This window comes from Ectothiorhodospira variabilis (assembly GCF_022227625.1).
In the GTDB taxonomy this organism is placed as follows: Bacteria; Pseudomonadota; Gammaproteobacteria; order Ectothiorhodospirales; family Ectothiorhodospiraceae; genus Ectothiorhodospira; species Ectothiorhodospira haloalkaliphila.
The window spans coordinates 73,626-87,637 of sequence record NZ_JAJNAO010000005.1; the positions used below are offsets into that span (position 1 = coordinate 73,626).

Annotated in this window: 12 protein-coding genes; 4 read left to right on the forward strand and 8 right to left on the reverse strand. The window is 65.4% G+C overall.

The annotated features are described in order from the left end of the window. Position 1 precedes the first annotated feature (1 nt). The gene (gene pepN, locus LPW30_RS07540) at positions 2–2,632 is read right to left on the reverse strand and encodes an aminopeptidase N (RefSeq protein WP_239680495.1); all 2,631 of its coding nucleotides are present in this window, start codon (positions 2,630–2,632) and stop codon (positions 2–4) included. A gap of 213 nt (positions 2,633–2,845) precedes the next feature. On the opposite strand from pepN, the gene LPW30_RS07545 reads away from it, so the two are divergent. Then, on the forward strand, positions 2,846–3,148 hold the full coding sequence (locus tag LPW30_RS07545) for a BolA family protein (RefSeq protein WP_239680496.1): 303 nt from the start codon (positions 2,846–2,848) through the stop codon (positions 3,146–3,148). A 2-nt stretch (positions 3,149–3,150) separates the two neighbouring features. Here the strand turns inward: LPW30_RS07545 and LPW30_RS07550 are convergent, their stop codons facing one another. From LPW30_RS07550 to LPW30_RS07570, 5 genes are all read right to left on the reverse strand, one after another. Next, on the reverse strand, positions 3,151–4,227 hold the full coding sequence (locus LPW30_RS07550; RefSeq protein WP_239680497.1) for a CobW family GTP-binding protein: 1,077 nt from the start codon (positions 4,225–4,227) through the stop codon (positions 3,151–3,153). Next, positions 4,224–5,102, reverse strand: coding sequence for a DUF2914 domain-containing protein (locus LPW30_RS07555; RefSeq protein ID WP_239680562.1), 879 nt, complete (start codon positions 5,100–5,102; stop codon positions 4,224–4,226). The genes LPW30_RS07550 and LPW30_RS07555 overlap by 4 nt, the downstream gene beginning before the upstream one ends. A gap of 117 nt (positions 5,103–5,219) precedes the next feature. Continuing rightward, positions 5,220–5,627 (reverse strand): flagellar basal body-associated FliL family protein, encoded by a 408-nt coding sequence (locus tag LPW30_RS07560; protein WP_239680498.1) that lies wholly within the window; start codon positions 5,625–5,627, stop codon positions 5,220–5,222. A gap of 42 nt (positions 5,628–5,669) precedes the next feature. Continuing rightward, entirely contained in the window at positions 5,670–6,269 is a 600-nt protein-coding gene (locus LPW30_RS07565) for a DUF2058 family protein (RefSeq protein WP_025281438.1), read from the reverse strand. After that, positions 6,266–7,051 (reverse strand): M90 family metallopeptidase, encoded by a 786-nt coding sequence (locus tag LPW30_RS07570; protein WP_239680499.1) that lies wholly within the window; start codon positions 7,049–7,051, stop codon positions 6,266–6,268. The genes LPW30_RS07565 and LPW30_RS07570 overlap by 4 nt, the downstream gene beginning before the upstream one ends. 151 nt (positions 7,052–7,202) lie before the next feature. Between LPW30_RS07570 and gshA the strand changes: the two genes are divergently transcribed. After that, entirely contained in the window at positions 7,203–8,774 is a 1,572-nt protein-coding gene (gshA, locus tag LPW30_RS07575; protein WP_239680500.1) for a glutamate--cysteine ligase, read from the forward strand. A gap of 55 nt (positions 8,775–8,829) precedes the next feature. Here the strand turns inward: gshA and LPW30_RS07580 are convergent, their stop codons facing one another. Further along, positions 8,830–9,111: a circadian clock KaiB family protein gene (locus LPW30_RS07580; protein WP_025281441.1), complete on the reverse strand. Its 282-nt coding sequence runs from the start codon at positions 9,109–9,111 to the stop codon at positions 8,830–8,832. Next, positions 9,108–10,781: a circadian clock protein KaiC gene (kaiC, locus tag LPW30_RS07585; RefSeq protein WP_051582678.1), complete on the reverse strand. Its 1,674-nt coding sequence runs from the start codon at positions 10,779–10,781 to the stop codon at positions 9,108–9,110. The genes LPW30_RS07580 and kaiC overlap by 4 nt, the downstream gene beginning before the upstream one ends. A gap of 203 nt (positions 10,782–10,984) precedes the next feature. Here kaiC and LPW30_RS07590 point away from each other — a divergent pair, with 203 nt between their 5' ends. Both LPW30_RS07590 and LPW30_RS07595 read left to right on the forward strand, forming a co-directional pair. Beyond that, positions 10,985–11,644 (forward strand): ABC transporter ATP-binding protein, encoded by a 660-nt coding sequence (locus LPW30_RS07590; protein WP_128572013.1) that lies wholly within the window; start codon positions 10,985–10,987, stop codon positions 11,642–11,644. Continuing rightward, positions 11,644–14,007 (forward strand): ABC transporter permease, encoded by a 2,364-nt coding sequence (locus LPW30_RS07595; protein ID WP_239680501.1) that lies wholly within the window; start codon positions 11,644–11,646, stop codon positions 14,005–14,007. Before LPW30_RS07590 ends, LPW30_RS07595 begins: the two co-directional genes overlap by 1 nt. The last annotated feature ends 5 nt before the right edge of the window (positions 14,008–14,012 follow it).

Consider the following 14,012-nt stretch of genomic DNA (forward strand, 5'->3'; position numbering starts at 1 on the left):
TTCACCCCAGACTCCGCGAGGCAATCTCGTACACATCCCGGGACAGCCCCGGGTGGGCGACGATGCGCTCCAGGCACGCCCGCATCATCCCCTGGCGCTGTTCATCGAATCGCTTCCAGCGGCTCAGACTGGTGACCAGCCGGGCGGCGATCTGGGGGTTCAGGGCATCCAGTTCCAGCACCTGATCGGTGATCAGTTCGTAGCCGCTGCCATCGGCGGCATGGAAATGCACCGGGTTGGCCATGGCGAAGGCCCCCAATACGGCACGCACCCGGTTGGGATTGCGGATGGAAAAGCCCGGGTGCTGCATGAGTCGCCGGATCCGATCCAGGGCCCCGGGCGCACTGGCGGTGGCCTGCAGGCCGAACCACTTGTCCAGCACCAGCGGCTCTTCCCGCCAGCGGGCCTCGAAGTGGGCCAGACTGCGCTCCTGGATCTCCCCGGGGCAGTCCATCAGGGCACGCAGGGCACCCATGGCATCGGTCATGTTGTCGGCGGACTGATACTGGGCCTCGGCCAGGGCCTGGGCGTTGGCATCCTCGGCGGCGCACAGATAAGCGAGGCACAGGTTGCGCAGGCGCCGACGGCCCATGGCCGCGGCATCCATCCCCTGGGTGTCCTGCAGCGCGTCATACACGGCCCGGAAGCGCGCGGCCAGGGCCTGCCCCAATGCGCGGCGGGTGAACTGGCGCGCCTGATGGATGGCATCCACATCCACCACCTCCATCTGCTCGGCCAGGTAGGTCTCGCCGGGCAGGGTGAGGGCCTCGGCCACCAGAGCGGGATCCAGGGTGTCGTTGTCCAGCACCCGGGCGAAGGCCTCCTGGAACAGCGGGTCCAGCGTGGGTTCACGACCGGCCTGAATGTGGGCAATCTGCCCCTGCAGCATTTGCACGGCGAACTGCTGGCCCGCCTCCCAGCGGTTGAAGTCGTCGGTGTCGTGGCCCATGAGGAAGGCCAGTTCCTCGGAGGTGTAGGGGAATTTCAGCTTCACCGGCGCCGAGAACCCGCGCAGCAAGGAGGGCACCGGGGCCTCGGGCACGTCGCGGAACACCAGCACGTGATCCGGGGCGGTGAGTTCGATCACCCGTTCGCCCGGGGTGGCCTGGCTCTCGCCTTCCAGGCGCAGGGGGATCTCCCGGCCCTGGCCGTCCAGCAGGGCCAGGGTGAGGGGGATATGGAATGGCAGCTTTTCCGACTGCCCCTGACTGGGCGGGCAGGACTGGCGCACGGTCAGGCGATAGCTTTGGTTGGTCTCGTCGTATTCACCGGCCACGTCCAGCACCGGGGTACCGGCCTGGTCATACCAGCGGCGGAAGCGACGCAGGTCCCGGGCATTGGCGTCTTCCATGGCCTTGACGAAATCATCGGTGGTGACCGCCTGGCCGTCATGGCGCTCGAAATACAGGTCCAGCCCACGGCGAAAGCCCTCGCGGCCCACCAGGGTCTGGATCATGCGCACCACCTCGGCGCCCTTCTCGTACACCGTCATGGTGTAGAAGTTGTTGATCTCGATATAGGACTGGGGCCGCACCGGATGGGCCATGGGGCCGGCATCCTCGGGGAACTGCAGCGAGCGCAGGCGCTGCACATCGCCGATGCGCTTGACCGCCCGCAGGCTCTGGTCGGCGGTGAACTCCTGGTCGCGGAAGACGGTGAGCCCTTCCTTGAGGGAGAGCTGGAACCAGTCGCGGCAGGTGACCCGATTGCCCGACCAGTTGTGGAAATACTCGTGGGCGATCACGCTCTCGATGGCCACGAAGTCATCGTCGGTGGCCGTGTCGGGCCGGGCCAGCACGTATTTGGAGTTGAAGACGTTCAGGCCCTTGTTCTCCATGGCCCCCATGTTGAAGTCGTCCACGGCCACGATCATGTAGATGTCCAGATCGTATTCACGCCCGTAGGTGTCCTCGTCCCAGCGCATGGATTTTTTCAGCGAACGCATGGCGTGATCGCACTTGTCCAGGTTGTGGCGCTGCACATAGATGCGCAGGTCCACCTCCCGGCCGGAACAGGTAGTGAAGCTGTCCTGCTGGCAGACCAGATCCCCGGCCACCAAGGCGAACAGGTAGCTGGGCTTGGGGAAGGGGTCGTGCCACACCGCATAATGGCGCCCCTCGGGCAGGTCGCCGGCGTCGGCGAGATTGCCGTTGGACAACAGCACCGGGAAGCGGTCCTTGTCCGCCTCCAGGCGCACGGTGAACAGGGTCATGACATCGGGCCGATCCAGGAACCAGGTGATGCGCCGAAACCCTTCCGCCTCGCACTGGGTGCAGAAGTTGCCGCCAGAAACGTACAGCCCCGACAGGGCCGTGTTGGCCTCGGGGCTGATGGCCGTTTCCATCTCCAGGGTGCACTGGGCGGGGAGTTCGTGGAGGGTGAGGCTGCCCTCATCCTGCTGGAGATTGCCCGGTGCCACGGGCTCGCCGTCCACGGTGAGGTTGATCAGCTTGAGTTCCTCCCCCTGGAGCACCAGCGGCGCCTCCTGGCTCACCGCACGGCGCAGTTGCAGCCGGGATCGCACACGGGTATCGGTCGGGTCCAACTGGAAGCACAGGTCCACGTGCTCAATGCGCCACTGGGGCGGTGCATAGTCCGTGAGGTGGATGGCAGCGGGGGTGGATTCTTTCATGGGGCGATGTCCATTCTGGCCGGGCGTTCAGGCGGGGTGGCAGGCTATTCCTTACTATAACGTTTGGGATAGGAGGCGGCCAAGGGGGCGCAGGTGAATGAGCCGCCTCGGGGTCAGGCGTGATCGGAAACCCGGAGGCACGACAGAGACTTGCCTGCTTGGTGCGGATATTGGATGATGCGGTCACCAATCCATAGCAAAACGGTCGGAATTATGAGTGTGCAGTCCGAGATCGAACGCAAGCTGTCCCAGGGGCTCAGCCCGGCCTATCTTGAGGTGGAGAACGAGAGCGATGGGCACAATGTGCCGGCGGGCTCAGAGTCTCATTTCAAGGTCACGGTGGCCGCGGATGCGTTCGAGGGTCAGCGACTGCTGGCCAGGCACCGCAAGGTGAATGCCCTGTTGATGGATGAGTTGCAAAGCACGGTACATGCGCTGGCGCTGCATACCTTCACGCCTGCGGAGTGGTCGGCGCGGGGTGGCCGGGTGAAGGAATCACCACCTTGTATGGGGTGAAGTCAAAGCCCCTCTCCCGCTTGCGGGAGAGGGGTTGGGGTGAGGGCCTGCAGCAACAACGACTCCACCGCCGCCCAATCCAGCACCTTATCGGCAATCAACTCCAACCGACTGTCCCGCCGCCAGGCGATGGGGGCGGTGGAGAATCGGCCCTCGGCCCAGTCGACGCGATACCACTCCCGACCGGTACGCACCACACCCTTGGCACGCACCAGCTCACTGAACGGTGGCTTGCTGAACAACCCCTCCAGCACCTTCAGATCAAAACGATCCTCCGGCGCAAATCGCCAGCCGCGGGCGGTATCGGCGGCAGGGGCCTGGGTGGCCGGATCCGCGGGACCAAGGGATACAGGTGATACGACGGATGCATTGGAGGCACTGTATCCGGTGGATAGACCGGACTGAGGGGTGACTGCTGGCGTCACCCGCGTGAAGACACCCTGCTCCCCGGCGCCACTCATGCCGCCCACCTCCGAAGCCTCCAGATCCAGCAAGGCCGGATCGATCTGCCCGTGGGTGGTGCGCACCACGGCCTGCTTCGGTGGATACAGCCCTGCCACGAAGGCCTCGAGGGCTTCCAACTGGCCCACCGGGGCCACATCCGTCTTGTTGATGACCACCACATCGGCCAGGGTGAGCTGATCCTTGTAGATCAGGGACTTCTCCAGACGCTCCTCACTGAAACCGGCCGGATCCACGATGCAGGTGATGTTGCCCAGCCGGGCAGCAGAGGCCAGCCAGGGGTCGCGCAGGGTATCCACGATGCCGGTGGGATGCCCCAGCCCGGTGGGCTCCACCAGCAGGCGATCCGGACGGATCTCCCGCAATATTTTGGTGAGAGCCACCCGCAGGTTCATGGCCCCGGTGCAGCAGATACAGCCACCGGCCACCTCCCGCACGCGGATCTCGTCACCAGCGGCATCGGCGAGGATTTCCCCGTCGATGCCCACCTCGCCGAACTCATTGACCAGCACCGCCCAGCGCTCATGGGCCGGGCGGTGGGCCAGCAGGTGCAGGATGGCGGTGGTCTTGCCTGCTCCCAGAAAGCCGGTGATCAGGTTGAGAACGGCTCCACTCACCGCAACTCGAACCGATAGGTGTCCAGCACCTCGCCGTCCTGGGTGACCACTTCCACGTGCCAGGGGCCGGTCCAGGCCGGATCCAGGGTCTTGATGGACCAGATGCGCCAACGGGGGCCGCCCACGTCGAAGTGGATGTCGCCCATCTCCTGATCATCCCGGTAACGCCAGCGATGGATGATCTCACCGCCTTCGTGGTCCATGATCTCGCTGAAGAAATACACCTGCTCCGTATCGGCATCCACCCGGGTCAGATTATCCACCGGTTCGCGGTTATCGATACCCGAGGTGAACTGGCCGCGGGACACCTGGCCACGCGGGCCCGGTTCAGGGGCCATCTCCGGCTCCTCGGCGGTGGACTCCGGCTGGGCGGGCTCCGTTGGTTCTTCGGCAGGCGCGTCCATGGGTTCGTCGGTGGTGTCCGGCGCGGTCATGTCGGGTTCGGTCACGTCCGGCTCGGCGTCCATGGCCGGGGCGTCTTCAGGCATGGCATCGTGGGGCTCGTCCACTGCCGGGGCACCGGCCGGATCAACCTCCGGGGCATCAACAGAAGGCGCAGCCTCGGGGGCCTCGTCCAGGGGCGGCTCATTCATGTCGGCGCCGCCATCCTGCACGGGTGGCATCTCGGGGGCGTCGGCCTCCGCAGGGCTGACGGGCGGCTCACCCATGGCAGGCGCTTCCCGCGGCATGGTCTCGGAGGGCTCTTCGAAATTACGGGCCGCGTCCGTCTCGGGTGCCGCACCATTGGCGCTGGCGGTTTGCTCGTGTCCGGTGTGGTTGTGAGCCAGGGCCGTGCCCGAGGCGCAGGCCAGGGCCAGGATGCCGGGCATGAGCACCGAGCCGACAATACTGGAGGAACGTGGATTGCTTCTCATCACGGTATGGACTCCCTGCAGCTGTGGTTTTTAGGGGAGGATAGGGGGAATCGGCACCCATTACCACTGACCGGGCTCAACTCCGCGGAACCCGTCACAGCCCGGTTTGGGGCGGGTTCACTGGACGATGAAGCCGGTGAAATAGAGGTTGCTGATGGATGGAGCACCAGACGTCTCCTCCATGGCCTCGCGCAAGTGATCCAGTACCTCGGCCCGCATCCGTTCGCGTTCCTGAGCGCCGCGCACCTTGTCCGGGTCGCGCCCCCCAAAGTAGGTGATCATGCGATCGCGAATCACGGGCATGTGCTGCTGCACCCGTTCGGCGTCGGCTGCGGTCTCCACATAGAACTGGGCCTGGATCTGCAGGAACTGGGCACGGCGCGGGTTATCCAGGTTCACCACCAGGGCGGGTTCCAGAGCGATGTAGCCGGGGTAGTCGCCGTCGCCGGCCGATGCAAACTGGGCAGTGACGAAGAGCAGCAACATGGCCAGCAGGGGCGGCAGGATGTAGGTCCGTGTCTTCATGGGCGATGTTTTTCCTCTTGGGGTTGGGTATGCACCATGGTCTCATCCCGAGGTGGGCAAGGGATCGGCCTCTTCATCAGGCTCTCCGGGGAAGACCACGGTTCGATTCGGGTCCCGCTCCAGGATCTGACGACCGATGACTGCAGGCAGCAGATGCCGGCGTCCGTCCAGAAAGGCGATGCATAGCTGCCCTTCGGCCAGCTGCGTCTGCTGTTGCTCGGTCACATACAGATGCTTGATGGTCTGCCCCACCTGAAAGTGATAGGGCTGCTCGGCCTGCTCCTGATTGACCCGATGCGCGGCAATCAATTCCCTGAGCTCCTGCTTGAGGGCGCGGGCCTGGGGACTGGGCTGGCCCTGATGGCCCCTGGAGGACCTGGCAGGCCTGTCGGGTGCCGATGCAGGCGCGCGCGCCTCGCGCTCCGGCGCCCGCCGGGGCTTGTCCGGACGGCCCGGAGGTCGGGCCTTCTTGGTGCGAGCCGCCCCGCCCTTGCGGTTGTCCGACCGGCCCTGCCCGCCGCCGCCCCGCGCCGGGCGCCCATCCCGGGCGCGGGGCGGACGACTCTGAACCTCCTCGGCCTTCTGGGCCTGTTCCTCGGTGACCAGGCCGGCCTTGAGGAGTTGGTCGCGAAGCTGGCTCATCTGTCACTCCTGATGGGCATGGACGCCCTCAACATCCGACGCTCTGCCGGATCCTGGCGGTAGAACTGGCGGAACTGTGCATGGACATCCGGATACTCCCGCTGAAGCAACCGGGGCCGGGCGAAGAAATACTCACTCATCACGGCAAAGAACTCTCCGGGATCGGTGGCGGCATAGGGATCAAAGTCGCTGGGTTGTTCCAGATCCAGGCGCCGGTTCAGGTCATCGTAGGCCGCGGTCATGATGCGGGTCCAGTCCGACACCCGCATCTCCCGGTGCAGGGGGGGCATGCCGTTGGCGGCGCCATTGCGCATGTCCAGGGTGTGGGTGAACTCATGAATGGCCAGGGTCTCGCCCCGGGCCATGGCCCCCCAGGATAACAGCACCGGGCCACGTTCCCAGGCCTCGCCGCTGTAGGGCATGTCTTCCACATGCAGGACGCCCGTCTCGTCCATCACTTCGTGACGGGGGAGAAAATCATCTTCGTAGACGATGATCGTGGCCCACTCGTCATACCAGTCCAGGCCAAGCTCAAGGATGGGCAGGCATGCCTGCAGGGCGATGTTCAGCGCCATGTCCGGCCCCACCTCCAGGCCGTGGGCCCCGTAGAGACGTTTTTCTGCCAGAAAGGGCACCACCAGGCGCCGCAACCGCTCCAGGGAGGCGTCGTCCATGCCATCCAGCAGCACCAGGGAGTCCACCCCCTGCTGCCACAGGGCGGGCGGAATCGGATCACGGGAGAGCGCTCGGCGGCGTTGCCAGGCGCGAAGCAGGGAGGCCATGGATGGGTCGGCGCGGGCTTGGGTCTGCCCGCATTATCAGTCAGATGCGGCGGCATGTCATGGGGCACGGCCCACAGGCGCGCCGCCATGCAGTATTCTTGGGAATGCAACCATCCACAGAAGCCATTCAAAAGACGAAGGATCCGCCACGTTGTACGCATCCTACCAAGCCCGCCTGGAGCGTCTGCTGTCCCGCGAACAGGCCCACACACTGCGCAGCGGCCTGATTGGTCTGGAGAAGGAGAGCCTGCGCGTGCGCACGGACGGCGGCATCGCCCAGACGCCGCATCCGGCGGCCCTGGGTTCTGCCCTCACCCACCCCTGGATCACCACGGATTATTCCGAGGCCCTGCTGGAGTTCATCACCCCGCCCTGCGCCAGCGCCCGGCAGGCCCTTGACTTCATGCGGGATCTGCATCGGTTCACCTATCCGCGCATCGGCGAGGAACTGCTCTGGGCCACCAGCATGCCTTGCGTGCTGGAGGGCGAGCGGGGCATCCCGGTGGCCCGTTACGGACACTCCAACGCCGGGCGCATGAAAACCGTCTACCGCCTGGGACTGGGGCTGCGCTACGGGCGACTGATGCAGGTGATCGCCGGGGTGCACTTCAATTTCTCCATGGGGGAGGCTTTCTGGCCGGCGTATCAGGAGATCCTGGGGGCCGGCGGCGATGAGCGCACGTTCAGGGACGATATCTATTTCGGCATGCTGCGTAACCTGCAGCGCCTGGGCTGGCTGGTGCCCTACCTGTTCGGGGCCTCGCCGGCGGTATGCAAGTCCTTCCTGGCGGGCAAGCCCACCACCCTGGCCGATTTTGATGAGGGCACCTACTACGAGCCCTATGCCACCAGCCTGCGCCTGGGGGACATCGGCTATCAGAACCGCAAGGAGGAAGAGAGCGGCATCAAGGCCAACTACGACAATCTGGAAGGCTATGTGCAGAGCCTGAGCCGAGCCATTGCCACACCCTCGCCCGAGTACGAGCGCCTGGGCGTGGTGGTGGACGGGGAGTATCGCCAGCTCAACGCCAACATCCTGCAGATCGAGAACGAGTACTACAGTACCGTGCGTCCCAAGCCCAGCCCCCAGGGCAATGAGAAGCCCACCGCGGCCCTGCGCCGGGGCGGGGTGGCCTATGTGGAACTGCGCTCGGTGGACATCAACGCCTTCGAACCTCTGGGGGTGGGTGAGTCCCAGCTGTATTTCCTGGAAGCCCTGATGATCTTTGCCCTGCTCAACGACAGCCCGCCCATCAGTGAACTGGAGCGGTTTGCCATCGACCACAATCAGGGCGCCACTGCCCACCGGGGCCGGGACCCTTCCCTCAAGCTGATGCGTGGTGGTGAGCAGATTTCGCTGCGTTACTGGGCCGAGGAGGTCCTGCAGGCCATGGAGCCGCTGTGCAGGATCCTGGATGGCAGGGATCCGCTCAAACCCTATACAGCCTCCCTGGCACAGCAGAAGGCCAAGGTGGACAACGCGGAGCTGACACCATCGGCTCAGATGCTGGCCAGCATGGCGGCCAACGAGGAAGGCTTTCATCATTTCGCCAAGCGGGTTTCCCGGGAACACGCGGCCTGCTTCCGGGATGCGCGGCTGGACGGCGCGAGGGAGGCGGAACTGGAGGAACAGGCCCGTTCATCGCTGCGTCAACAGCGGGCCATGGAGGCGGAGGACGAGCTGGAGTTCGGGGAATATCTGCGGCGATATTTTGCCCAGTAAAAAAAAGAGCCCCTCTCCCCTTTGGGGAGAGGGGTTGGGGTGAGGGGGCGGCCCTTTACCGCTCCAGAATATCCAACCCCACCAGCACCCGCTCACGCTCGGACAGATCCCCCACCACCCGCCGCACCGGGGGTGGGAGCCTGCGCACCACCACCGGAGTGGCCAGGATGCGCTCATCCTCCGCCAACTGCGGACGCTCCAGGATATCCACCACTTCCACCTGCATGTCCATTTCCTGCCCCGCCATATCTGCCGTCAGGGCCTCAAGATTCTTGATGGCACGGCGGGCGGCAGGGGTCATGCCGGCGATATAGAGTCTGAGCAGGTACTGCGTCATTGGCGGCTCCTGCGGATGGCCGAGCGGGCACCCTCGATGGACGCCAGACGCCGCTCCAGTTCCATCACCTGGCGATCCAGGTCCACCGCACGGGCCTCGCGCTCTGCCCGAGCCAGGCGTTCACGGGCCGCATTGATCTCTTCCGTCTCCTCACGCAAACGCCGGGCCTGCTCCAGTTCCCGATGCAACTGCGCAATGACCTGCTCATCCTCCGCCTGACGCGCATGCCGGGCCGTGCCGTAGACGATGCCGCTCTCGCCCACATACGGATCCTCGATGGTCATCCCCGAATCAGTCATGCGGAATTCCTTGACCTGATTGGAGATGGCCAGACCACGGGCCTTGATCACCGTGATCAGTCGGTTCAACTCGCCATTGCCTTCGTGGCGGCGCAGCTTGATCCAGACATCGATCATGGACGACACGTCCAGATGACTCACACCGCCGCTGGAATCGCTCAGCAGTTCCGTGGCCACCGTGGTGATACCCTGCTCCTTGATCAGATACATGAGCCTGAGCAGCATCTCCTTGGCGCAGTCGCCTTCATGCCGGTTGGTGAAGCTGCTGATGGGGTCAAGCACCACCAGATCAGGCTGGTGACGACTCACGGAGCGCATGATCCGCATCAGGTGCTCTTCAAGTCCCATCTCGATGGCCCGCACCGGCTCCATGATCAGGCGGTGCCCGCCCTCCGGGCCGGCATGATGGGCCAGATCGCCGCCGATGCTGCTCTGGTTGCGCACCAGTTCGTCGATGCTCTCCTCGAAACTGATATACAGCACCTTCTCGCCGCGCCGGCACGCCGCCTGGGCAAAGGCCGAGGCCAGGCTGGTCTTGCCGGTACCGGCCTGCCCGGACAGCAGGATGGTGGACCCCTTGTAGGGCCCCTTCCCGCCGAGCATCTGATCCAGACCGGGCACACCGCTGGAGATACGTTCGCTGGAAACCCGGGCATCCAGGGCGGCGCCGCTCACCGGCACCATGAATATGCCCTGGGAGTCCAGCAGGAAGGGAAACTCGCCGGCGCCATGGGGGCCACCGCGGCGCTTCACCACCCGCAACAGGCGGGTCATCACCCGGTGCTGCACCTCCTGCTTGAGGGCAATCACGCAGTCGGCAATGTAGTCCTCCAGGCCAAAGCGGGTGCTGAAATTCTCCACCTCTCCGGTGGTGATCAGGGTGGTGACTCGCTGATCGCGCACCCAGTCAAAGACACGATTGAGTTCCTTGCGCAGACCGGACTGCCCCGGGAAGGCTCCCTCCATGCCGTCGATGGCGTCCAGCACCAGGCGGTGGGCGCCGGTCTGCTTCAGGGCATATTCGATGCGGGTGAGGACGGCGGTGAGCTCGATCCCCTCCCCGGCCGTCTCGCTCTGATCGGGGCGCATGTCGAGGATGCGCAGGCTGCCTTCCTTCAAGTAGGTGTCAGCGGGGAAGCCGAATCCCCGGGCATGGTGAAGCAGGGCATCGGGGTCCTCATCGAAGGTGACCAGCACGCCGGGCTCGCCCTGAGTGATGCCATGGCAGAGGTACGTCAGGGAGATCACCGTCTTGCCGGTGCCCGGACCACCGCGGATCAGGGAGGGGCGACCGCGCGGCAAGCCGCCCTGCAACACGAAGTCCAGTCCCTGGATGCCGGTATCGACGGTTTCCGGTTTTGATGGATTCAAGGTGATCTCCGATTGAGAATGGGCTAGCGCCGCCGGAAGCTGCTGCCAGGGGTCCGGGACACTGGCCGATTGCTTGTAGGCCTGATGCGTGCATCGCATACTGCGTCCATGGCCCTTTGTTTTCAAGGGAATAGCGTGTGCCCGATCATGCCCATAACAAAGAAACGGTCTTTTTCACCCGGCACCTGACCAAGACCTACGTGATGGGAGAGGTGGAGATCCACGCCCTGCGCGGGGTGGACCTGTCCCTGTACGCAGGCGAGCTGGTGGTGATGCTCGGGGCCTCCGGCTCTGGCAAGTCCACCCTGCTGAACATCCTGGGCGGTCTGGACACTGCCTCCGCTGGTGAAGTCCGCTACCGGGACCAGGATCTGGTGAACGCCACCGAGAGGGACCTCACCCGGTTTCGCCGCCATCACGTGGGCTTCGTGTTCCAGTTCTACAACCTGATCTCCAGCCTCACCGCCCGTGAGAACGTGGCCATCGTCACCGAGATCGCCCGCAACCCCATGACACCCGAGGCGGCCCTGGAACTGGTGGGGCTGTCGTCGCGACTGGATCACTTCCCGTCACAACTCTCCGGCGGCGAACAGCAGCGCGTTGCCATTGCCCGGGCGGTGGCCAAGCGCCCCGACGTGCTGCTCTGTGACGAGCCCACCGGCGCCCTGGATTCCACCACCGGCATCCGCGTGCTGCAGGTATTGCAGGATATCAATGATGAGCTGGGCACCACCACGGCCGTGATCACCCATAATGCCGTCATTGGCGAGATGGCCGACCGGGTGATTCGTCTGGCCGATGGACGGGTGCAGGAGGTCACCGATAACCCGCAACGCAAGCCCCCCGCCCAGCTCTCCTGGTGATGGCTCCCCTGCACCGCAAGCTGATCCGGGACCTGGCCCGCCTCAAGGGCCAGGCGGCGGCCATCGGCGTGGTCATTGCCGCCGGGGTGATGGTACTCATCCTGGCAGTCACCACCCTGGATGCCATCTCCCTGTCCAAGGCCCGCTTTTACGACAGCCATCACTTTGCCCAGGTGTTCGCCGACCTGAAACGGGCCCCCGAAGGCGTGGCCGGACGCCTTGCCGACATCCCGGGCGTGAACCAGGTGCAGACCCGGGTGAAGGCACCGGTGCGCCTGGAGGTGCCCGGCTTCGACGACCCGGTGCGCGGTCTGCTGGTGTCGGTGCCCGATGGCGAACAGCCGCGGCTCAACCGGCTGTATCTGCGTCAGGGCACACTGCCCGAATCCGGTCGCAACGATCAGGTGGTGATCAGCGAGCCCTTTGCCCAGGCTCAAGACCTGGCGCCCGGCGATCACATCACCGCGATCATTGATGGCCGCCTGCAGCGGCTGACCATCAGCGGCGTGGGCCTCTCCCCCGAATTCATCTATCAACTGGGGCCGGCGGACCTGCTGCCCGACTATGCCCGCTTCGGCGTGCTGTGGATGAACCGTCGTGCCCTGGGCCACGCCATGGACATGGACGGGGCTTTCAACAACGTGGTGCTGAGCCTGCAGGCCGGGGCCCGGGAAGCGGAGGTGATCGACGCCGTGGACCGCATCCTGGCCCTGTACGGGGGCATCGGCGCCACGGGGCGTGATGATCAGATCTCGCACCGCTTCCTGTCGGAAGAACTGAACCAGCTGCGGGTGATGGCCTGGGTGCTGCCCACCATCTTCCTGGGGGTGGCCGCCTTCCTGCTCAACGTGCTGATGGGCCGCATCATCCGCACCCAGCGCCAGCAGGTGGCCCTGCTCAAGGCCTTTGGCTACGACAACCGGGATCTGGCCCTGCATTACGGCCTGTTCACCGGGGTCATCGTGGCCGCAGGCGGGGCGCTGGGGGTGGCCCTGGGGGCCTGGGCCGCCGAGGCCATGGCGGAGATCTACGCGGAGTATTTCCGCTTTCCCGAGCTGAGTTTCCGGCTGCAGCCGCGCATCCTGGCCCTGGCCTTCGTGATCTCGGCCGGTGCGGCGCTGCTGGGCACCTGGCATGCGGTGAGCGCGGCGGTGCGATTGCCCCCGGCCCAGGCCATGCAGCCACCGGCCCCGGAACGCTTCCGGGCCTCCTGGCTGGAGCGCTCCGCCCTGGGGCAGCGTCTGGATCAGCCCACGCGCATCATCGTCCGCAACCTGTCCCGCCACCGGCTCAAGGGGCTGATGTCCATGGTGGGCATCGGCCTGTCCGGCAGCCTGCTGCTGTTGGGCAGCTATCAGTTCAATGCCGTGGATCATCTGCTGGACCTGCAGTACCGGCTGGTGATGAAGATGGATGTGCATGTCACCTTCACCGACCCCACCCCGGAGCGGGCCCTGGCGGAACTGCGGGCGATGCCCGGGGTGAGCTTCGCCGAGGGCTATCGCGGCGTGCCCGTGCACCTCACCCATGGTCGACGTGACTATCGCACCAGCATCATGGGCATGGAGGCAGAGCCCGCCCTGCGGGGCCTGCTGGACCGGGACCATCGCCCCACCCGCCTGCCGCCTGAGGGCCTGCTGCTCACCCATTATCTGGCCGATCACCTGGGCGTGCGCCCGGGGGATACCCTGGAGGTGGAGATCCTGGAAGGCCACCGGCGCACCCTGCGCGTGGAGGTGGCCGGCACCGTGGACGAACCCATCGGCGTGAGCGCCTACATGGAGCGCCGGGCCCTGAACCGGCTCATGGGCGAGGGCCCGGCCATCAGCGGCGTGTGGCTGCTCACGGACACGGCCCATGAGACCGACCTGTTCGATCGGCTGTGGGAGGCCCCCAGGGTCGCCGGCATCGGCCAGATCGATGACGTGGAGCGTCAGTTCCGGGAGTACATCGGTGATACGGTACTGGTGATGATGGGCATCCTGCTGCTCATGGCCGGATCCATCACCTTTGCGGTGGTCTACAACAATGCACGCATCGCCTTTGCCGAGCGGGCCCGTGAACTGGCCACCCTGAGGGTGCTGGGTTTCAGTCGGGGCGAGGTGAGCTGGATCCTGATCGGCGAGATCAGCGTCATCACCCTGGCCGCCATCCCCCTGGGCTGGCTGGTGGGCACGGGCTTCGCCTTTCTGCTCAACGAGGCCATGACCATGGACATGTATCGGGTGCCGATGATCATCACGCCCCGCAGCTATGCCTTCTCCGCCGGCGGCGTGCTGCTGGCCTCGGCGCTGTCGCTATTGATGATCGCGCGGCGGTTGAGGCGGCTGGACATGGTGTCGGCGTTGAAGACGGCGGAGTGAGGGGT

Bases quoted from the DNA above. Each gene is read 5' to 3' on its own strand.
- LPW30_RS07570 (WP_239680499.1), bottom strand. From the start codon at position 7,051: ATGGCCTCCCTGCTTCGCGCCTGGCAACGCCGCCGAGCGCTCTCCCGT.
- LPW30_RS07595 (WP_239680501.1), top strand. From the start codon at position 11,644: ATGGCTCCCCTGCACCGCAAGCTGATCCGGGACCTGGCCCGCCTCAAG.
- LPW30_RS07555 (WP_239680562.1), bottom strand. From the start codon at position 5,102: ATGAGAAGCAATCCACGTTCCTCCAGTATTGTCGGCTCGGTGCTCATG.
- LPW30_RS07560 (WP_239680498.1), bottom strand. From the start codon at position 5,627: ATGAAGACACGGACCTACATCCTGCCGCCCCTGCTGGCCATGTTGCTG.
- LPW30_RS07580 (WP_025281441.1), bottom strand. From the start codon at position 9,111: ATGACGCAGTACCTGCTCAGACTCTATATCGCCGGCATGACCCCTGCC.
- LPW30_RS07565 (WP_025281438.1), bottom strand. From the start codon at position 6,269: ATGAGCCAGCTTCGCGACCAACTCCTCAAGGCCGGCCTGGTCACCGAG.
- LPW30_RS07590 (WP_128572013.1), top strand. From the start codon at position 10,985: ATGGGAGAGGTGGAGATCCACGCCCTGCGCGGGGTGGACCTGTCCCTG.
- LPW30_RS07545 (WP_239680496.1), top strand. From the start codon at position 2,846: ATGAGTGTGCAGTCCGAGATCGAACGCAAGCTGTCCCAGGGGCTCAGC.
- pepN (WP_239680495.1), bottom strand. From the start codon at position 2,632: ATGAAAGAATCCACCCCCGCTGCCATCCACCTCACGGACTATGCACCG.